We start from the raw sequence: 20,636 nt of genomic DNA on the forward strand, positions 1-20,636 counted from the left end.
ACCCGTCACCGCCTGCGCCGCCTTCTGCAAATCGCTGCCGGTGCCGTACTGCCGCATCGCGTTGTCGTATGCCCGCTGCATCACCGCCGCATCGGTCGTCGGTTTACCGCTCTTCTCAAGCTGCTCCCTGGCCTGCGCCAGCGCCACCGGGTCTTTCTGCGCCTTCAGCCCGGCGATATCTCCCTGCGTGCGGATGACGTCCATCGCCTGGCCGCCAATCTCCCCAATCAACTGCGCCTGCTTGAGCCGGTTCTGCTCCTTCTCCTTGTTGAATATCGGGCTGATGCTGCCGTCGTTGGCATGCTCGGTATCCCGGTTCAGCTGCGCCACATCCTGCTGCTGTTTGTCTTTGTCGCGAACTATCAGCGTACCTTCGCTGACCCCGGCCTTCGTCGTGCCCTCGGCATGCCCGCTGTTGTTGGCGCCCGACAGCATGCCGCCGGCCATGTTGGTCAGCAGGTCTTTGCCCACCGGCCCGCCGGTGCTGAAGCTGCCGCCGCTATGCGTTGCGCTGTAGTCCGCCTGGTTGTGGATGTCCGTCCAGCCCAGCGTGCCGGTATCGAGGCGGTTCTTCTCTTTGTCCGCTTGGCTTGCAATAACGGCGCCGTCGAGCTGGGTGTGTTCTTTGACCTTGACGTCATACCCGCCCTTGCCGGCAAACAGCCCGGTCTGCTCTTTTACCGAGTCGAAGTTGCTGTGCAGCTTGTCCTTGCTGGCGCTTACGTTGGCTGAGCCGGTCATCGAGCCGAAGGTGAAGCTACCGCCCGCGCTGGCGTTTTGCTGTTTGGCGTCATAGCGGTCGCTGTCTTGTTGGCTTTGCAGCGTCAGGTCACGGCCCACGTCGACGGTGACCTTTTCTCCGCTGGCCTGCGCGCCGGTCAGCCGGGTGTCGCGGCCGCTGGTCAGGTTGAGATTACTGCCCGCATCCAGGGTGGTTTCGGCATGCGTCAGGCCGTTGCCGTTCTCATGCCCCTTGCCGGCATTGACGCCGGCCGAGACGCTGATGCCATAGCCGCCCGAGCCTGCGCCGATGCCGACACCGACGTTGCCGCCTTTGCTGCTGTTCTTGCCGACGGTGCTTTCGCTGTTCTGCGCCGACTGCAGGGTAATGTCCCGCGCCGCATCGAGCGACAGGTCTTTGCCCGCCTTCAACTGGCTGCCGGTGATAGTGATATCGCCACTCTGTGCGTTGTGACTTTTACCGGTTGCCGTTATCGACAGGTTTTGCCCGGCGGTAAGCGTGCTGCCCTGCGACTGGCGGCTGTCGGTGCGGGTTTCGCTCTTCGACGACTGGCTGCCGTAGGAGGCGCTGATGCCTACCGTGTTGGTGGCGCCCTGCGCCGCATCTTCGTCTCCCGGCTGTAAACCGGCAGCGGCGTTTTTCGCCTCCGCCGAGGCGGTCAGCGCATTGTCCCGCTCCCAGGCCTGTGCGGCCTGCACGCCGGACAGCGCCGCCTTGGTGTTTTGCAGTGCGTTCAGGCGTCCGTCGCCTTCTTTTCTTGCCTGTTGCGCCGAGCTGACGGCCGCGTTGAGCGCGCCGCCCACGGTGCCCGACAGCGCCACGCTCAGGCCGCTCTGTTTCTGCTCGAAGGTTTCTTTGCGCGTACGCTGATCGTAGCCGGGGTCAATAGTCACGCTGTCGCCGGTCAGAGCCAGGTCCTTGTTCGCGATCAGATCGGCGCCACCGATGTGCAACTGGTTACCCGCCGTGATGTTGACGCTGCCCTGACTGCTGCCGACGGTGCTGACACTTTGGCTCTGAGTCCTGCCTTTCTCGTCGATTTCGTGTTTACTCGACTGTTTACCAATGGTGAAGCCGATGCCGCCGCTGCCCAGCAGGCCGCTTTTTTTCTTCTCTTCCAGCAGGTAATGCGTGTCGGTCTCGGTGGCCGCGCCGATGTCGACGTTACGGCCGGCCTGCAGGTTCACGTCCCGGTCAGCGGCAATGGCCGAGCCGGTGACCGTCAGATCGTTGCCGGCGCTGACGCTGACGCTGTTGCCGCTCAGCAGGCTGCCTTTCTCGCGTGTGGTGGCGTCATGCGCCACGCTGTGGCTGCTGCTTTTTTTCAGGAAGCCTTTTTTCTGTGACCGCTCTTCACTGAGGGTCGACTCGCGTTCGGTGGCGGTATTGAGGGTCACATCCTGCTTCGCCTGCAGGGCGATGGCGCCCTGGTCGCTGTGCAAGGTGCTGCCGGTGACCGTGACGTCGCCTTCACGCCCGATCACGGTCACGCCCTCGCGCCCGTTGAAGGTGCTGCCGGTGCTGATTTCGCGCTCGGTTTGTTCGATGCGATGGCTTTTGGTTTTGCCCTCGCGTTTGTTTTCGCTGTCCTGGTCCTGCGTGCGGGTGCGCGCGTCTTTAATGGTCACGTCCCGCGCGCTGACGCCAATACGCCCCTCTTTACTGTCAATCTGCGCGCCTTCGGCCAACAGGCGGTTGCCCGCCACCAGGGTGACGCCCTGGTCTCCGCTGAGTGCGCTTAATGTCAGGCGCTCTTCCTGGCGGTCGTTGCTGACTGATGAAGTACGGCTGTTGGCGTCCAGATGCGTGGTATTGGTGGTGCTTTCGGCCCTGATGTTGATATCGCCGCCGGCCTGCACGCGGGTGCTGCCGGCGGCGCTGGCCTGGCTGCCCGTGAACGTGACGTCTCGCCCGGCATTGAGCGTGAGGTTGCCGCCGGCGTTAAGCTCACTCCCCTGAGCCTGCTGCCATTCGCCGCTGACGTGCGCCATCCGGGAGCCTGCCGCTTCCGTGCCGCCGCGGGTGCGGTTACCCATTGAACCGGAGATAACCTCAAGATCGGCGGTATGGCTGCTTTTCGCGGCGGTGATGGTCAGATCGTTACGCGCGCTCAGGCTGAGCGTATCGGCCGCATCCAGTTTCGCCCCCGTGAGCGTGATATCGGTGCCGCGCAGGCGAATATCGCCGGCGCTCATCGTCGCCTGACGCAGCGCATCCTGCAGGTTAGTGCTCATGGCCAGACTGTCGGCCTGCACGTCAATGCTGCCGGCTTTGATGTCGCCGCCCTGATGCAGGAACTGCCCGGCGTCGACCGTCAGGGCTTTGTCGGCAAACAGGTTGCCGGCATTGGTGATGCTGTTTGCCGAGAGTTGCAGGTCGCCGCCGCCAATTACCGCGCCATCGCCGGTCAGGCGCAGCGTAGTCTGTGCCAGGTACACCTTCGGTACCCACACCGTTTGCGGGCCGCCTTCCGTTTGCACCGTCTCGCTCACCAGCCAGACGATATCCTGTTGCAACGCTGCAATTTGCTCCGGCGTCAGGGCCACACCCGGCACCAGATGGAAGTCCTGGGCGACTTTGCTGCCGTTGTTCATCAGTTGCTGATACTGCTCCATCGCATCCCAGCCCTTGACGGACGGTTTGCCGGTCAGCGCCAGCACCTGCTCGCGCACCAGACGCTGCTCGTAAAAGCCGTCGCCCAGGCGCTTATGGGCCTGCGCGGGGTCATACCCTACGCGTTCTAGCATATAGTCGCTGCTGATAAAGTTGTCGCGGCGGGTAAAGCGTTCATCGGTCACCACCAGGAACGGGCTGCCGGTCGCCGTATGCTGACTAAACAAGCCGTTATTGGGGATGGCGGTGGCCACATTGCCCAGGTGCTGTAACTGCGTCAGCGCCAGCTCAGACGGCAGCAGTGGGCGCCCCAGCGGCGAGGACGGCGTGGCGCCCGGTCTTGTCATTTGCTCGCCCGGCGCCAGCGTCGTATCGCCGTCAGGTCGGGCAGCGCCCTCTACCGTGAAGGCCAGCGGATTGCGCTCAAGCTCGGCGCGTTCGGCATCCACCGCCTTTAACGCCGCATCAAGTTGACTGATTTGCGCCTGATTGACCGTGGTGTTGGTGATGCGGGCTCCGTTGATGGTGACCGTGCCATTGCCGGTGATCACCCCGTCAACGGTCGCCAGCGCCGTGGTTTCGTCCCGGTTGAACGTGGGGTACCAGTGATGCGTGTCCTTGTCATAATGGTCAACGATAGCCGCCTGGCGCCGCTCATTAACCGAGTAACCGCGGTTGTCCACGCTGCCGCCGCCGTCCTGCGTCAGATTGCCGTTGGCGGTAATGACGCTGGCGTCATTGAGCAACGCTCCCGTGATGCGCAGCACCATGTTGCCGCCCGCCAGAATACGCGCGCCGATCCCCTCACTCACCAGCTTGTCGCGCGTCACCGTGCCGCTCTCGGTACGTTCGCGGAAGTTGTTGTAATCGGTGATGAACGGCGCGCTGTCGATATCGACATGCTTTTCGGGATCCCAGGTCATCACCTGCGTCCAGTCGTGCTCCCAATGGAAGCCGTTTTGATAAGGCGTCGGGATGGTCGCCAGCTGATTGCCCCCACGCGTTTCATAGAACGTCATCGCATAGCTGCCATCGGCATTCGGCTTGAGCGCCAGGTAGTTGACCCACAGGTCGGTCAATTGGCCCTTATTGTCCTTGACCCGCACCTGTGCGCGCTTGCCCGCCGCATCAATGGCCAGCAGAGTGCCGTAGCGGTTGGTTTGCGCCGCCGAATCATCCTGGAATGTCAGCTGTTGGGTAGTCGGCGCCAGGGTGCTTTTGTCGGGATTGACCGCCGAACCATAAGAGCGCCAGTAGTAGTTGTAGCGGTGCCATTTGTAGTCGCTCTTCTCCGCGTCACGCTCAATCACCAGCCCTTCGCGCAGGTTGTTCAGGCGACGGGCCTCGACGGTGGCGTCACCGTCTGCTTCGATAAAGCTGGCCCGATTTTCAATCAGGTCATCGCTGTGCAACTGCAGGCGGTCGGCGCTGTAAATCAGCGCGCCCTCCCGATTGGTCAGTCGCTCACCGGCCTGCACCGTCAGGCTGTGGGTCGCCGCCATCACCGCAGGCGCACCGTGGTTGTCGATAATGCGCCCGTTCACGGTGATGTCGTCGCCCATCAGCGCCGCGGTGTTGTCCAGGGAATCGACGTTCAGCGTCATGCTGTCCGCCTCAAGGCGCCCGGTGTTTTGCAAGGCTCCGGTCGTCAGCCGCAGCGTTTTGCCCACCAGCGTCGCCGGATTGGTGATGCTGGCCGCAGTGAGCGCCAGATTGCCTGGCAGCAACCAATCCGCCAGGTTGGTAAAGGCGCCGCTCAGGGAGAACGTCACCGTGCCGTTACTGCTGATCGTTTCGCCGGTCTGATGGGTGTAGTCCTGCTGCGCGGACAGCGTCAGCACCTGCAGCCCCAGCAGGGTACCGTTCTGATTATCCAAGGTACGCGCATGCACGGTGAGTTGCCCGGCGCTCTCCACGCGCCCGCCCTGGTTGAGCAGCGCCAGCGGCGAGTCGGTCTGTGACCGGTCAGTATTGATATTGAGGTTGCCGTTGGCCAGGATACGCCCCTGGCGGTTGTCCAGCTGCGTTACCCCCGCGAGGGTCATCTGGCCGCTACTCTGCAGGCGGCCTGCGGTATTGTCGATATCATGAGAGGTGATGTCGGCGCGTGTGGTGCCCAGTATCAACCCGCCATCGCGATTGTTCAGACGGTCGGCCTGTAAATTGAGAGCCGCCTGGCTGCTGAGCGTGCCCTGACCGCTGTTATCGAGCGTCCCGGCCTTGAGCGCCAGCCCCTGGGTTGACACTAATTGCCCACCCCGGTTGTTGACCTGCGCCCCCTCAAGGGTGAGCGAGTCACCGCTGTGCACCTTGCCGTGCTGATTGTTAAGCCGGTCGAGTCGGTAGATACCCGCCCCCTGACTGATGAGCGTACCTCCGGCGTTGTCCAGCTGCTTTGATGCCACCGCGATGCCGCCGCGGCTGCTGAATACGCCGCGTGTATTATTGATACCGGCGGCCGACACCTTCTGGTCGCCATTGCTGCGCACGGCACCGTCGGTATTCTCCAGCAAGCCAAGAATACGCAGCGCTACGTGTTGCTGGCCGTCTATCGTCCCGCCGGCATTATTCAGCGTTTGTGCGTCAAGCGCCAGCGCACCGCCGCCCTGTATTTTCCCGCCGCGGTTGTCCAGCCCACTGTTCAGATTGAGCCGCAGCTGCTTCTGGCTGTAGAGTTGCCCCGCCTGTGCGTTATCAAGGCTATGGGCGGCAATAGTCAGCACCTGGCCCGCCAGCCACTGACCACCCGCGTTATTGATGGCGCCGGCATGTTCGCCATCTTTGGCGCCTGCAACAGCAAGCTGCCCCTGCGCCGAGACCTTGCCGTTGCGATTATCGATATCCTGTTTGATGCGCAGCGCCAGGTTTTGTGCCGATTGCATCACGCCCCTGGCGTTATCCAACCAATCAGCCGCCAGCTGTGCTTCCTGCTGGCTCTGTACGCTGCCCTTCGTATTGTCAAAACCGCCGCTTCTGGCCCGCCAGCGCCCCTGGCTGCCCATCCAACCCTGCGCGTTGACGATATCCTGCGCCTGCAGCATTTGAGACGACTGACTAAAAATCCGCCCCTGGCCGTTATCCAGCTTGCCGGTGAACTGCATATCCAGGCTGCCCAGCGCGTTGATGGCGCCCTGAGCATTGAGCAGACTGGCGGCGCGCACCTGCGTGCGGCCATTGCCGGTCAAGGTGCCGCCCTGATTGTCCCAGCCGCCGGTCAGGTTCAGGGAAAGCGCCTGCCCGCCGAGCACCACACCGGCGGTGCGGTTGGTCAACTGCCCTCCCTGCAGAGACAGGTCGCCACCGCTCTGCAGGGAGCCGCCATCATTATCGAACAGGCTGGCTGCACCGCCGTTAACGGCAAGGGCTTGCTGCGCGGTCAGTTTGCCGGTGCGATTGAGGATATTGCCTGCGGCGTCAAGCGTCAGGTTACCGCCGGACTGCAGCCGCCCGCCGGTATTGTCAAGCGACTGCGCGCTGGCGGTGACCTGCCGGCCACCTTGTGCGGTGCCACCCTGGTTGTCCCAATCGCCATCGGTGTTGACGGCGAGTGTGCTGCCGCCTTCAAGCCAGCCGGCGGCGTTGCTCAACCCTTGCTTCGCCGTCAGGTTCGCATCCTGCCTGGCGACCACCTTGCCCTGAGCGTTATCGAGGCGCTGCGCCGTTAGCGTGAGCGACTCGCCGCTGATTTCCCCCTCGCGGTTGCCAAGCACGCCCGACGTAGTGAGAGAGAGCCTTTGCCCACCCAGCAGCTTGCCGGCCTCGTTGTGGACGTCTCGCGCTGACACCGTGGTTTGCCCATTTCCCTGCACCCTACCGTGATGATTGTTCAGCTCGCCCTCACTGCTCACCGTCAGCATCTCACCGGCGCCCAGCAGCCCCTGCGTGTTGTCCAGCCCCTGACGGGCATGCAGCTCAAGCCGTTGTCGGCCAATCACCTTGCCCTGCGTGTTGTCGAGACGGTCAGACTTCACCGTCAGCACCGCGGCGCTGATTTCGCCGCCACAGTTACTGGCATTACCCGAGGTCGTCAGGGTTGATGCCTGGCCGGACAGCAGCTTGCCACCGTCGTTATTGAGGGTCGTTGCCGTGACGGCCGTTTCGCCTTGCGCCGTGCCGCCACGGTTGTCCCAGTCGCCGGTATGGATATCCAGCGCCTTGCCGGCGCCCATCAGGCCGCGTTGGTTATCCAGGCGGCTGGCCGTCAGGTCGAGATTGCCCTGGCCGATGACCTGCCCCTGCGCGTTATCCAGCCGTTGTACCGCCAGACGCACGTCATCGCCACTCAGGGTGCCGGACTGGTTATTCAGATCGCTACCTGCCTCAAGCGCCAGGCCGTTCCCGGCCAGCAGGCTGCCCCCGGCATTATTCACCGCGCCATCAGCATGGAGCGTGAAGCCCGCCTGGGTTTTTACCGTGCCGCGCTGATTATCGAGGCGGCCGGCGTCGAGGCGAAGAGCTCCGTTGCTGCCCATCGTGCCACCGCCATTGTCGAGCAGGCCACTCACTCGCCAGTGCTGTGCCGTTTCCCCCAGCGCCACCAGGCGACCACGCTGATTGACCAGCCGGCTGGCCGAAAGCAGAAGGCTCTGCGTCTCGATGGTGCCGTCACTGTTATCCAGTGCGCCTGCCAGGGTGAAACGGCTTTCACCGTCACCGGTCTGTGACCAGGTCGCCTGTTGGTTGGACAGGTTGTCGGCATCCACCGCCCAGCGCCCGGCCTTGACCCTGGCCTGCTGCGCATCCACATTTCCCTTCGTGCTCACGGCCAGCTCACCGCTGTCTACGGTGGACTGGCGCAATACCACCCCGCCCTCGCGGGCCGTCAGCGCGGTACGGCCGGCTCCGACCTGCGCGCCGCTGATATCCACCCGCCGCCCGGTCGCGTTGACGTTCTTTTTACTGAGCAGACTGCCACTGGCGCGAATTTCGCCCTGGCTATCAAGCTGCAGATTGGCATCATGGACCAGCGTGCTGTCGGCATTACTGCCCGCCAGCAGGTGGCCACTGCTTTGGATGCCGCGCGCGGCGTCCAGGTGCACATTCCCGGCCGCCGCCAACGTACCGGATTGCGTTAACATTCCCTCGCGACTCTGCACGGCCAGTTGGCCACCGCTATACACTTTCCCGTGCGTCTCGATGTCGCCTTTTGCCGCCAGCTGAATATCGCCGCCGGCCTGCGTGGCCGCATCCGGCGCACCAGAGCGCCAGCTGAGCTTGCCTTCGCTGCTCACGGTGAGCGTTTTGCCCGCCTGGACCTGTCCGCCCTGGTTACGCACGCCGACGCCGGCTTCAGTGCCAATCATGCGGATACTGCCGCTGTACATGCCGCCCATCTGCCCCATATCGATGGCAAGCTCAGGCCTGGCGCTGCCGTCGCCCGAAAGCGGCGCGGCGGTTTTGCCGTCCGCGCTCACGCGATTGCGGCCAGCCACCAGCGTTACGCCTTCTTTAGCCCAGACGCCGGCGTTGACCTCCACCGCGCGCGCCAGAATGTCGACGTACTCGGTATCATGACGGGTATCGCCGTTGAGCCCACCGCCCTCGATGCGCACCACGCCACGCTCGACCTGGTAGCCCGCCACACTGCCATCGGCGTTCAGTTGCGGTTTACCGGTGGTCAGCGTCATGCGTCCGGCGTTGATGGTGCCGCAGCCGTTGCAGACAATGCCGGCGGGGTTGGCCACAATCACCTGCGCCTTGCCGCCGGCCACTTCCATAAAACCGCGCAGCTGGCTGGGATTGTTGCTGTTGACTTCGTTGAGGATGACGCGCGCCGGCGCGGAATTGGGATTGAGATTAGGGTTACCCTGGATCATCCCGGCCATCTGGGTCGCGGTCATCACCGCCGAGTTGTTGAGGATGGCGCCTTTGGCGTCGACGTCGAACTGCTGATACTGATTATGTGAAACCCCAGCCTGGTTGGGGGCGGTGATGTTGACCTGCGGCAAGCCGTTCTGGGTATTGATGACCTCCGGCCGCTGGGAAGGATTGGCACCGCCGTCCGCGGCAATACCGTCTGCCATGACGGGGCCGGCGAACATCAACAGCCCAAGCAGCCACACTGACCGACGCACGGTGACCCACAGACGACTTCCAACCGTTATTCCTGAACCGATGCGTTGCCCCGGCTCGCTGCTGCAGCTGCGGGCCAGTTCGGACACCACCCGCAACTCCCCGTGGGTGCGGCTGAAGATAAGGCGATAGCAATGTTTGTTCATAGGTCACATCCGTGAGAAAAGCCAGTCCGTTCAGGTCAGCGCAGCAACGCTGCCGGTATCGCGATGTTCAAATTTCCAGATTTACGCTAAAACCCGCGGTCGCGCCGGAGGTGTGGAACCCCGCAGGCTTGTAGAGCGGAACGCCGGCAAACAGGTCATAGCTGAATCGCCCCCACAGCGCGCCGCGCACGCCGAGCGCGCTGCCCGCCAATTGATGGCCAACCAAGTGGCGGGTGTTTGGGCCGTCCACCCGACCGTAGTCGGCGGCCAGATACAATTCATGCCCGCGAGAAAACACGTTCCAGGCGATTTCATTGCGCCACAGCAGGCCCTTTTCGCCGGACAGCATCTGTTCGCCATCAAAGCCACGCACCGTGTAACGCCCGGCAATGGCCATCCGCTCCTGCGGCGTCAACGCATTCTGGCTCCACTGGCCCCGCACGCTGGTATAAAACCGCCAGGGCTGCTCACCCCAGGAGAAAGGCCGGTTGATGCCCAGGTCGGCGAGCAAAATGCCGGTACGCGCACTGCCTTCGTGACGCGATTCTTCCGGCGCAGGCAAGGCATTGAACGCCCCGGTACCGCGGCGCCAGTTGATATTGCCGTCCAGCGTAGTGGTACCGAAGTAGCTGCGCTGATTCAGCCCCAGCTCCCAGCCGGCGGTCCGACGTTTTTGCGACACAATATCAACGTCGTCCATGGCGTTAGTCGAGTGCTTGCGGTAACCGCGCAGGTTGAGCGTTAACTTGTGCGACTGGTCGCGGTACAGCAACCGGGAGACGGTCAACTGCATGTTGTCGCTCTTGCCGCTGTAGCGCAGCACCTCATTGGCGTTGGGGATGTTCTGGTGATAGGTGTAGTCGTTGTAATTGGCCGAGAAAGCCCAATATCCCACCGGGAAAAAGTAGTTCAGCGTATGTGAACGGTTGCCAAACGGCCCGTGCTGAAACACATCCTTGCCGATGTTGGCGTAAAACAGGTCATTCTGTGCAAACGGCGCATCGATAGCCAGAGTGGCCGAACCGAGATAACGCCCGGTACTTTTGGAGCCGCTGTCGTCAAGCCCCAGACTGAGCCGTATCGGGCGCCCCTCATGCCAGTTGACCTGCAGGTCACTGGTTCCGTCCTCGACGCCGGGTACGATTTTAATATCGGCATTGGCGCTGGGCACCCGTCTAAAGTTCTCCAGCCCCTGTTCGATATCACGCAAGTTGAGGATATCACCGCGTGAGGCCGGAATAGCGTTCCACAGCCGCCCACGCCAGGAGACCGGCTCCTCAAAGCGGATGTCACCAATACGCCCCGGCTGCAACGTCAGCGTCAATACGCCCGTGGTCAAGTCCTGCTCCTGCGCCATCACGCGTGTTGTGACATAGCCCTTGGCCAGTATGACGTTTTGCACCTTGTTGATGACAAGCACAATGCCCTGACTGCCCAGACAGCGGCCCCTGGCATCCGCCGCGGCGTTCAACGCCCATTGAAAGCGATCGGCAGACTCGCCGACCAACGTTAGCCGATTGATGATGAAGCAAGGGCGTTCATCGGTTGGGTAATCGGGCAGCACAACGTCAGGACGGGAAAGGCGCGCATCGGCCTGCGGGGCATTTTGCTGTTGCAGGGCGCGCTCGCGCTCCTGCTGGCGCTGCTGTTCGCGGGCATCAATGGACGCCATTCCATCGCTGGTAGACGCTGAAGCGGAAAACAGGGGTACAACGCCGATCAATAATCCCGACAGCCCGCAGCGGATAGAATAAAGTAAAGCACGAGCACTATCTGAATCTGAGCGCATCCTTGGCTCCTCACCGTTACTTATAGTTATTTATTTGGTCAAAATCATAAGTTAAGTAAATTAATGTAAATAAAACTTACTCTTGGGCGAATTATGAGCCTCGAGGGGGAAAAATCAACAGCTTTATGGCACTGCGGTTCACAAAACCATAAGGGAGGCGGCGGGCATGAGAAGAATGGCGAAACGGCGGGAGGATGACGCCATGATGCGCCATCCTTTAAAATTAATTGTCGATCGGGAGGAAAATTAACACATCAGGCCGTTATCAGCTCAACAAATTGCTGCCGAACGCCCCCTGCCAATCCTGCTCGAACTTCTCGACCGCGGCCTGCACCGCCGGCGCACTCAGGAACTGCTCCGCCACATCCACCGGCAGCGTGATGGCCTGGCAGCCCGCCAGCAGGCATTCCAGCGCCTGGCGCGGCGTTTTGAAGCTGGCGGCCAGCACCTGCGCCGACGGCGCGTGCAGGCTCAGCAGCTGCTGCAGCTCGTGCACCATTTCGATACCGTCGCCGCCCTGCGCGTCTACCCGATTGACGTAAGGCGCCACATATTCCGCCCCGGCCAAGGCCGCCAGCAGCCCCTGCCCGGCGCCGTATACCGCCGTGCCCAGCGTCGGGATGGACATCGTTTTAAGCTTCTTGATCGCCGCCAATCCCTCAGCGGTTGCCGGGATCTTCACCACCAGCCCCGGTACCCGCTGGCTGAGCAGCGCCGCCTCCGCCACCATGCGCTCGGCATCGGCCGCCATCACCTGCGCAAACAGCTTGCCGGTGCCGCCAAGGGCGTCGCGCAGTGCAGGCAGCACTTCCCAGATCGGCTTGCCTTCCTTCGCCACGATGCTCGGGTTGGTGGTGACGCCGTGCAGCGGCAGAATGCGCGCCAGGCGTTTTACCGCAGTCACATCGGCGGTATCGAGATAAAGCTCCATCACGGACTCCTGTGTCATGTTCTGTGGGCGGATTCAAACTCTGATCATCATAGGGCAAAAACCCCGTCAACTTTTGATCAAAATCAATTCAACTTTCATTCGAAAGATCTTTAATGGCGAAAGATTCAGCAACGCCAAACGGGTGATTCATGTTCTTCAATCTGCAGCGCTACTCGACCCATGATGGCCCCGGCATCCGCAGCGTGGTCTTTTTAAAAGGGTGCCCGCTGAGCTGCCGCTGGTGTCAGAACCCGGAAAGCCGCTCGCGCCACGCGGATCTGCTGTTTGACGAGCGCCTGTGTCTGAGCGGCTGTACGCTGTGCACCGAGCGCTGCCCACAAGGCCTGCTACGTGACGAGGGCGCACTGACGCTGCGGCGCGACGTCATCAGCGCAGACGACTACGCGGCGCTGGCCGCCGCCTGCCCGACCGGCGCGCTCACCCTGTGCGGCAGCGTGGTCAACCCCGACGATATCATGGCCGAGGTGATGCGGGATAAGCCTTTCTACCTGCGCAGCGGCGGCGGTTTAACGCTGTCCGGCGGCGAGCCCTTTATGCAGCCGGAAGTCGCGGCGGAGCTGCTGCGGCGCGGCCGCGAAGCCGGCATCCACACCGCCGTCGAATCCTGTCTGCACGTGCCGTGGCATTACATCGCCCCTTCGTTGCCCTGGCTGGATCTGCTGTTGGCCGATCTCAAACACACCGATGAAGCGCGTTTCAAAACCTGGACCGGCGGCTCGGCCCGCCGGGTGATGAACAATTTTCGCCGGCTGGCGGCGCACGGCGTGCCAATGACCGTGCGCGTGCCGCTGATCCCCGATTTCAATGCCGATCGCCACTCTGTCCGCGCGATTGTCGACTTCGCCGCCGACGAGATCGGCGTATCGGAGATCCATTTTCTGCCGTACCACACGCTGGGCATCAACAAGTATCACCTGCTCGGCGAGCCCTACCGCGCCGCCCGCACGCCGCTGGACGCGCCCGATCTGCTGGCCTTCGCCGAAGCGTACGCCGGCGCCAAAGGCCTGACCGCCATTTTGCGAGGATAACGCCATGACCACATTGGATTTGACCACCCTCAGCGCCCGTATTCAGGCGCATAAGAACGCGCTGATCCACATCGTCAAACCGCCGGTGTGCACCGAACGCGCGCAGCACTATACCGAGGCCTACCAACAGCACCAGGATCGGCCGCTGCCGGTGCGCCGTGCGCTGGCGCTGGCTAACCACCTGGCGAAGCGCAGCATCTGGATCGCCAACGACGAGCTGATCGTCGGCAACCAGGCCAGCGAGCTGCGCGCCGCGCCGATTTTCCCCGAATATACCGTCGGCTGGATAGAAAGCGAGATAGACCAGTTGGCCGACCGGCCGGGTGCCGGCTTCTCGGTCAGCGAAGAGAACAAGGCGATTTTGCACCGTCTTTGCCCCTGGTGGCGCGGCCAAACGGTGCAGGATCGCTGCTACGGCATGTTTACCGACGAACAGAAGGCGCTGCTCGCCACGGGCATCATCAAGGCCGAGGGCAACATGACCTCCGGCGACGCCCATCTGGCGGTCAACTTCCCGCTGCTGCTGGAGTTAGGCCTCGACGGCCTGCGTGAAAAGGTGAACGCGCGCAGCCGCCGCCTGCACCTGACCGAGTGGGAAGATCTGCACAAAGCGCAGTTTCTCAACGCCATCGACATCGTGCTGGCGGCGCTGAGCGAACACATCCTGCGCTTCGCTCGCCTGGCGCGCGACATGGCGCAACGCGAAACCCGCGACTGGCGCCGCACCGAGCTGCTGGCTATCGCAGACAACTGCGACCTGATCGCCCATCGCCCGCCGCACACCTTCTGGCAGGCGCTACAGCTGTGCTATTTCATCCAGCTGACGTTGCAGATCGAATCCAACGGCCATTCGGTTTCCTTCGGTCGCCTCGACCAATATCTCTATCCCTGGTATCGGCGCGACGTGGAGCTGGAGCAAAATCTGGCGCGGGAAGACGCCATCGAGCTGATACACAGCTGCTGGCTGAAGCTGCTGGAGGTCAACAAGATCCGTTCCGGCTCGCACTCCAAGGCCTCCGCCGGCAGCCCGCTGTACCAGAACGTCACCATCGGCGGCCAAAAACTGATCGACGGCCGGCCGTGCGACGCGGTCAACCCGCTGTCCTACGCCATTCTCGAGTCCTGCGGCCGCCTGCGCTCCACCCAGCCCAACCTCAGCGTGCGTTACCACGCCGGGATGAGCGCCGATTTCCTTGACGCCTGTGTGCAGGTGATCCGCTGCGGCTTCGGCATGCCGGCGTTCAACAACGACGAAGTCGTCATACCCGAGTTCATCAAGCTGGGGGTTGAACCGCAGGACGCCTACGACTATGCCGCCATCGGCTGCATCGAGACCGCCGTCGGCGGTAAATGGGGCTATCGCTGCACCGGCATGAGCTTCATCAACTTCGCCCGCGTGCTGCTGGCGGCGTTGGAACAGGGCCGCGACGCCACCTCCGGGCAGATTTTCCTGCCGCAGGAACAGGCGCTGTCCAAAGGAAACTTCACCGATTTCGAGCAGGTGATGGCCGCCTGGGATCGGCAAATCCGCTACTACACGCGCAAGTCAATTGAGATCGAATGCGTGGTGGACAGCGTGCTGGAGGAGAACGCCCACGATATCCTCTGTTCCGCGCTGGTGGATGACTGCATCGAACGCGGCAAAAGCATCAAGCAAGGCGGCGCCAAGTACGACTGGGTTTCCGGCCTTCAGGTCGGCATCGCCAACCTCGGCAACAGCCTGGCGGCGGTGCGCAAACTGGTGTTCGATCAAGGGACAATCGGCCAGCAGCAGCTGGCGGCGGCGCTGGCCGACGACTTCGCCGGGCTGGATGGCGAACAGCTGCGCCAGCGGCTGCTCAACGCCGCACCCAAATACGGCAACGACGTGGACGACGTCGATCGGCTGCTGGTGCGCGCCTACCAAACCTACATCGAGGAACTGAAGCAGTACCGCAACACCCGCTTCGGCCGCGGGCCGATCGGCGGCGGCTACTACGCCGGCACGTCGTCTATCTCGGCCAACGTGCCCTTCGGCGCCGCCACCCTGGCTACCCCGGATGGGCGCAAGGCGCACCAGCCGCTGGCGGAAGGTGCCAGCCCGGCGTCCGGCACCGACCACCTGGGGCCAACGGCGGTATTCAATTCGCTCGCCAAATTACCGACCGAGGCGATCCTCGGCGGCGTGTTGCTCAATCAAAAACTGAACCCGGCGACGCTGGACAACCCGCGCGATCGGGAAAAGCTGATGCTGATGTTGCGCACTTTCTTCGAGAGCTACCGCGGCTGGCATGTGCAGTACAACATCGTGTCGCGCGAAACGCTGCTGGCGGCGAAGCAACACCCTGACCAATATCGTGATTTAGTGGTTCGCGTAGCTGGCTATTCCGCTTTCTTTACCGCATTATCCCCTGAGGCGCAGGATGATATTATTGCGCGCACAGAACATACTCTTTAAACCTTTGACTCTTAGCGGCCGCGCCTTGGCGGCCGCATCATCAGGCCGATATGAATTTACGACAACAGACCATATTGCAGTTGGTTAACGATCGCCGGCGGATCAGCGTCAATGAGCTAGCGCGCGCCTCGGGCGTTTCGGAAGTCACTATCCGGCAGGATCTCAACCTGCTGGAAAAGCGCAGTTATCTGAAGCGGGTACATGGCTCCGCCGTGGCGCTGGAGAGCGACGACGTCGACGCTCGCATGATGTCCAATTTCACCCTCAAGCAACGGTTGGCGCAGTACGCCGCCGCGCAGGTCAATGACGGCGAGACGATCTTTATCGAGAGCGGCAGCGCCAACGCCCTGCTGGCCCGCTACATCGCCGAACGCAAGCGCATTACGCTGATCACCGTCAGCCACTACATCGCCAACCTGCTGAAAGAAACCGACTGCGACGTGATTGTGCTGGGCGGCATGTACCAGAAGAAAAGCGAGACCGTAGTCGGCCCGCTCACGCGGCTGTGCATTCAGCAGGTGCATTTCAACAAGGCGTTTATCGGCATTGACGGCTTTCAGGCCGAAACCGGCTTTACCGGCCGCGACATGATGCGCGCCGACGTGGTCAGCGCGGTGCTGGCCAAGGGCGTGGAGAATATCGTGCTGACGGACTCCTGCAAATTCGGCCAGATCCAGCCCAACCCGCTGGCGCAGCCGGGCCAGATCAGCCGGGTGATCACCGATTCGCGTTTGGCACTGGAGTATCAGCATCAGTTGAAACGCCAGGGCGTACAGGTGGAGTTGGTCAACGACTAACGCGGGCCGCCACCGCACCCACCGCGGTGCGCGGGCCACACCGCGCACCGTTCCCCCTGTGCAGCGGGATTTTAAGACTATTTACCTGTTTATCCTTTCCGAGAAACCTATACTCATTTTCGGTAACTTTTGGGCCGTAACCTGCTAATTATTCGGTCATTAACAAAAAATGCCATTTTTTATATCGATACTGTACGGGAATCAACAGCAGGCCTGATTGATGGTTAACGCCTATACTTATAGGGCACTTCCATATAGCCAATGCTAAGGAGAAGTCATTATGATGATTATCAATAAACGTTTCGCTACCGCCGCTCTGGCACTGACTTTGGCGTTTTCACTCAGCGCCTGTTCCAACATGTCCAAGCGCGATCGTAACACCGCTATCGGCGCCGGCGCCGGTGCAGTCGGCGGCGCCGTACTGACAGACGGCAGCGCGTTGGGCACGTTGGGCGGGGCTGCGGTGGGGGGCATCATCGGTCACCAGGTTGGCAAATAACCTGACCGAGAGTCCTCGGCCGACAGGCTGGCAAAAGCGCCTCGGCGCTTTGACGCATTAACCAAAATAACGATGATTTCAGGTCTGCTTTACTTTACGTCTAGAGTTCTTTTACCGTTAACGGGCTAACCCCCGGCAGCAACAACCTCAAGCCATGCCACGGCATTGCACCGCGGCATGGCGATTCACCTCAACCGCCCGCCAATTTGACCTTCATGCCTTTGGCTTCCAGCAGCTGCTTGAGCAGATCGCGTTTATCGCCCTGGATCTCGATGATCCCGTCTTTCACCGAACCGCCGCAGCCGCATTTCTTTTTCAGCTCGGCCGCCAGTTTGTCGAGCGCAGCGTCATCCAGATCGACGCCGGCAATCAGGCACACGCCCTTCCCCTTGCGGCCGCTGGTTTGACGCTGGATGCGCACGATGCCGTCGCCCTTGGCGCGTTGCGGCTTAACCTCTTCCTGCTTGATGCGGCCGGTGTCCGTGGAATACACCAGGCGGCTGTTATCGTCATTCATCGGCGGTTCCTCAGGCCAAAGAGGCGCGGATCGCGCGCAGCGTCGCGGCCGGATCGGCAGATTGGGTGATCGGACGCCCAATCACCATGTAGTCCACGCCGGCGGCCTGCGCCTGCACCGGCGTCATGATACGGCGCTGGTCGCCCGCCGCGCTGCCCTCAGGGCGGATCCCCGGTGTAACCAGTTGGAAAGCCTGCCCGCAGGCCGCCTTCAGCCGCTGCGCTTCGTGTGCCGAACACACCACGCCGTCCAGCCCACAGTCGCGGGTCAGGCGTGCCAGGCGCTCGGCGTGCTCCGCCGGGCTGGCCTCGATGCCGATGCCGCGCAGGTCTTCCGCTTCCATGCTGGTGAGCACCGTCACGGCAATCAGCAGCGGCGCATCCGCCCCGAATGGCGCCAACGCTTCTTTAGCGGCGGTCATCATGCGCGCACCGCCGCTGGCATGGACGTTGACCATCCAAACACCCAGCTCAGCCGCCGCCGCGACCGCATGCGCGGTGGTATTGGGTATATCGTGGAATTTCAGGTCGAGAAACACGTCGAAGCCACGCCCATGCAGATCGCGCACCAGCTGCGGCCCAAACAGCGTGAACATTTCTTTGCCCACTTTCAGCCGGCAGTCTTGCGGATCGATACGGTCGGCGAACGCCAGCGCAGCGTTCTTATCGGCGTAATCTAACGCCACAACGATTGGAGATGATTTTAAGTCATTGTTATTAGTGTTATTTTCAGACTTCATTTCTTCTACCTTCTCTAAAATAGACATAATCAGGGACTCACCCGCGAAACTGACCGCCGCATTCTACATGCCGGGGGCCAGAAATCCCAGCCGCAGCGCGCACCGGCGCTCTGTCATGTTACTTCTCACCTTTGTCATGGCGCGTCAACGAAAGCGCGTCAGCAATAAACCACGCAGCGTAAAACGCCGTAAAGATGCGTAAATTGTTAATCAGATATTTTGAATGACTTACTCAGCATTATCAGATTTTCAATTGGTACAGATGCTTTATTATTCACCACATCGGAAGCGAACGGCTTCCTTCCTTAATAAACAGACTGGAGTCACCTATGAAAACCATCAAATATTTTGCGGCCGCTGCCGCTATCGCACTGACCTCTTTCGCCACCTTCGCGGCTGAACCGATCAGCAGCCAGCAGGCCGATAGCCTGACTGCCACCGGCGTCGTTTCCGCAGGCCACGCGACCACCCTCAGCAGCCTGGAGAAAAAGCTGGCCGCTAAAGCGGATGCCCAGGGCGCCAGCAGCTACCGCATCATCTCCGCCGGTGGTAACAACATGCTGAGCGGCACCGCGATCATCTACAAATAATGTTTCCGGTACAGGGCCCGCTCACTCGGGCCCTGCCTCTGTTTCTCGCCTAAAAAACCCGCGTTTGCCCCGCTCTCATTTGTTACATAAATATTAAATTTTTATTACACACTAGACACCCGATCGCCAGTGGCTTAGCTTGAAGGCATCTTCCTGCAGAAAGGCTTTCAAAATGAGCGAGATATCGACACTTACCATTAAAATTCCTCTGGAACTCAAGGAAAAAATCCGCGCCGCCGCCGCTGAAAACGAATTTTCGCTGAGCGTGGAAGTATGCCAGCGCCTGGAAAGCAGCTTCAGCGCGCCCGCCGCCAAGGCAGAAAAACCGACCAAAAAGGCGGATGAGCTGCACCACGGCGAGATAGACAACCAAAGCACCGAAGAAGAAATAGAACAGCCGCTGAGCCAGAAAGAGCTGAAAAAACTCCGCCAGCTGTTGAAAACCGGCGCCAAAGGCGGCAAGAAAAAGTAAACGACGAACAGACGAACATAAAAAAACGGGGCGATAAATCGCCCCGTTTTGTTTTGTCGCGCCGCCGCGTTATTGCCCGTCCAGGCCGCGGATCGGTTTAACCGATGACCAGGCGCGGCACGACGGACAATGCCAATAGAGCGAGTGGGCGGTGAAGCCGCATTTGTGGCAGCGGTAACGCGGCTTGGTGCGAATTTGCTCGCCGACCATATCGCGCAACAGCAGCAGACTCTCTTTCGCTCGGCCGTCTTCGGCGTCCGCCAGGTGATAATCCATCAGCCGGTAAAACACCCGCATGGTCGGATGGCGTTGCAGCTGGCGGTTGATATAAACCTGCACCACGTCGCGCCCTTCGTGCTGCTCGATGATCTCGGCCAGCATCAGATCGGCGGTGGCACCGGTGTTCTCTTCCACGCAGCGCTTCAGGAATTCAGCCCAGTTGTGCTGTTGTTCCGGCAGATGCGTGTAGCATTCCTGCAGCATCGGCAGCGTTTCGCTGACCAACTCTTTATCCTGACTCAGCACCCGTTGCAGCGACTCGGCCGCTTTAGCATAGTCGTTTTGCGCCATGTAGATGCGCCCGAACATGATAGACACGCGCGCACACTGTTTATCGGCTGCATCCGCCCGCTTGAGCAGGCTCATCGCCCGATCGAGATCGTCGCTGCCCATCGCCTGCAATGCCAGCTCACAGTAAAAGTGTGCGATCTCGACGCGTTGTTTCTCTTTGCCCAGCTTGACCAATTTTTCCGCCACGTCGATGGCTTTTTGCCAATCGCTGGTGGCCTGATGGATCACCAGCAACTGCTGCAGCGCCGATACGCGGAAATCCGCTTCGTCAGTCAACTGGCTGAACATGTCTTCCGCGCGATCGTACAGCCCGGCCGCCATATAGTCGCGGCCCAGCTGCTGTACCGCCAGCAGGCGCTGTTCAAAGGTCAGTGAGGCGCTTTCCATCAAGGCCTGATGGATGCGGATGGCGCGGTCGACTTCGCCGCGCGAGCGGAACAGGTTACCCAGCGTCAGGTGGGCTTCAACGGTGTTGCTGTCCTCTTTCAACATATCGAGGAACAGATCGACCGCCTTGTCCTGCTGGTTGGAAAGCAGAAAGTTCACCCCTGCCACGTATTCACGCGACAGGCGGTTGGCTTCTTGCTGTTTATCCTGCTGAGCGCTTCTGCGCCCCATGTACCAACCGTACGCGGCAGCCACGGGCAGCAACAGAAACAGCAGTTCTAACATA

At 61.4% G+C, this 20,636-nt stretch carries 12 protein-coding genes; 6 read left to right on the top strand and 6 right to left on the bottom strand.

Going from position 1 to position 20,636, the window contains the following annotated elements:
- The 3 genes from FUU19_RS13295 to fsa form a co-directional block, all read right to left on the bottom strand.
- A partial coding sequence (locus FUU19_RS13295; protein WP_230507142.1) for a hemagglutinin repeat-containing protein occupies positions 1-9,573 on the bottom strand: 9,573 nt, incomplete at its 3' end.
- 67 nt (positions 9,574-9,640) lie between these two features.
- Entirely contained in the window at positions 9,641-11,245 is a 1,605-nt protein-coding gene (locus tag FUU19_RS13300; protein WP_230490924.1) for a ShlB/FhaC/HecB family hemolysin secretion/activation protein, read from the bottom strand.
- 382 nt (positions 11,246-11,627) lie between these two features.
- Complete coding sequence (gene fsa, locus FUU19_RS13305) at positions 11,628-12,293, bottom strand: fructose-6-phosphate aldolase (protein ID WP_047567218.1); 666 nt, start codon at positions 12,291-12,293, stop codon at positions 11,628-11,630.
- Positions 12,294-12,442: 149 nt separating this feature from the next.
- On the opposite strand from fsa, the gene FUU19_RS13310 reads away from it, so the two are divergent.
- From FUU19_RS13310 to osmB, 4 genes are all read left to right on the top strand, one after another.
- The gene (locus tag FUU19_RS13310; protein WP_230490923.1) at positions 12,443-13,342 is read left to right on the top strand and encodes a glycyl-radical enzyme activating protein; all 900 of its coding nucleotides are present in this window, start codon (positions 12,443-12,445) and stop codon (positions 13,340-13,342) included.
- 4 nt (positions 13,343-13,346) lie between these two features.
- Positions 13,347-15,779, top strand: a complete 2,433-nt coding sequence (locus tag FUU19_RS13315; protein WP_230490922.1) for a formate C-acetyltransferase/glycerol dehydratase family glycyl radical enzyme — start codon at positions 13,347-13,349, stop codon at positions 15,777-15,779.
- Between the two features lie 50 nt (positions 15,780-15,829).
- Positions 15,830-16,576 carry a DeoR family transcriptional regulator gene (locus FUU19_RS13320; RefSeq protein WP_230507143.1) on the top strand — a complete coding sequence of 249 codons (747 nt, stop codon included), beginning with the start codon at positions 15,830-15,832 and terminating at the stop codon, positions 16,574-16,576.
- 280 nt (positions 16,577-16,856) lie between these two features.
- Complete coding sequence (osmB, locus tag FUU19_RS13325; RefSeq protein ID WP_004945176.1) at positions 16,857-17,075, top strand: osmotically-inducible lipoprotein OsmB; 219 nt, start codon at positions 16,857-16,859, stop codon at positions 17,073-17,075.
- Positions 17,076-17,265: 190 nt separating this feature from the next.
- Here osmB and yciH read toward each other — a convergent pair whose 3' ends face one another.
- Positions 17,266-17,592 carry a stress response translation initiation inhibitor YciH gene (gene yciH / locus FUU19_RS13330; protein ID WP_060418537.1) on the bottom strand — a complete coding sequence of 109 codons (327 nt, stop codon included), beginning with the start codon at positions 17,590-17,592 and terminating at the stop codon, positions 17,266-17,268.
- A gap of 10 nt (positions 17,593-17,602) precedes the next feature.
- Positions 17,603-18,331: an orotidine-5'-phosphate decarboxylase gene (pyrF, locus tag FUU19_RS13335; protein ID WP_230490921.1), complete on the bottom strand. Its 729-nt coding sequence runs from the start codon at positions 18,329-18,331 to the stop codon at positions 17,603-17,605.
- Positions 18,332-18,660: 329 nt separating this feature from the next.
- Between pyrF and bhsA the strand changes: the two genes are divergently transcribed.
- The gene (bhsA, locus tag FUU19_RS13340; protein ID WP_141968508.1) at positions 18,661-18,921 is read left to right on the top strand and encodes a multiple stress resistance protein BhsA; all 261 of its coding nucleotides are present in this window, start codon (positions 18,661-18,663) and stop codon (positions 18,919-18,921) included.
- Between the two features lie 172 nt (positions 18,922-19,093).
- On the top strand, positions 19,094-19,393 hold the full coding sequence (locus FUU19_RS13345; protein ID WP_063918434.1) for an Arc family DNA-binding protein: 300 nt from the start codon (positions 19,094-19,096) through the stop codon (positions 19,391-19,393).
- A 69-nt stretch (positions 19,394-19,462) separates the two neighbouring features.
- Here the strand turns inward: FUU19_RS13345 and lapB are convergent, their stop codons facing one another.
- Positions 19,463-20,635 carry a lipopolysaccharide assembly protein LapB gene (lapB, locus tag FUU19_RS13350; RefSeq protein WP_025303023.1) on the bottom strand — a complete coding sequence of 391 codons (1,173 nt, stop codon included), beginning with the start codon at positions 20,633-20,635 and terminating at the stop codon, positions 19,463-19,465.
- Position 20,636: the final 1 nt, after the last annotated feature.

Source organism: Serratia montpellierensis, assembly GCF_020858655.1.
GTDB lineage: Bacteria > Pseudomonadota > Gammaproteobacteria > Enterobacterales > Enterobacteriaceae > Serratia > Serratia montpellierensis.

What these genes read in the sequence shown, in the direction of transcription:
- FUU19_RS13300 (WP_230490924.1), bottom strand. Translation starts at nt 11,245, where the DNA reads ATGGCGTCCATTGATGCCCGCGAACAGCAGCGCCAGCAGGAGCGCGAG.
- fsa (WP_047567218.1), bottom strand. Translation starts at nt 12,293, where the DNA reads ATGGAGCTTTATCTCGATACCGCCGATGTGACTGCGGTAAAACGCCTG.
- FUU19_RS13310 (WP_230490923.1), top strand. Translation starts at nt 12,443, where the DNA reads ATGTTCTTCAATCTGCAGCGCTACTCGACCCATGATGGCCCCGGCATC.
- FUU19_RS13315 (WP_230490922.1), top strand. Translation starts at nt 13,347, where the DNA reads ATGACCACATTGGATTTGACCACCCTCAGCGCCCGTATTCAGGCGCAT.
- FUU19_RS13320 (WP_230507143.1), top strand. Translation starts at nt 15,830, where the DNA reads ATGAATTTACGACAACAGACCATATTGCAGTTGGTTAACGATCGCCGG.
- osmB (WP_004945176.1), top strand. Translation starts at nt 16,857, where the DNA reads ATGATGATTATCAATAAACGTTTCGCTACCGCCGCTCTGGCACTGACT.
- yciH (WP_060418537.1), bottom strand. Translation starts at nt 17,592, where the DNA reads ATGAATGACGATAACAGCCGCCTGGTGTATTCCACGGACACCGGCCGC.
- pyrF (WP_230490921.1), bottom strand. Translation starts at nt 18,331, where the DNA reads ATGAAGTCTGAAAATAACACTAATAACAATGACTTAAAATCATCTCCA.
- bhsA (WP_141968508.1), top strand. Translation starts at nt 18,661, where the DNA reads ATGAAAACCATCAAATATTTTGCGGCCGCTGCCGCTATCGCACTGACC.
- FUU19_RS13345 (WP_063918434.1), top strand. Translation starts at nt 19,094, where the DNA reads ATGAGCGAGATATCGACACTTACCATTAAAATTCCTCTGGAACTCAAG.
- lapB (WP_025303023.1), bottom strand. Translation starts at nt 20,635, where the DNA reads ATGTTAGAACTGCTGTTTCTGTTGCTGCCCGTGGCTGCCGCGTACGGT.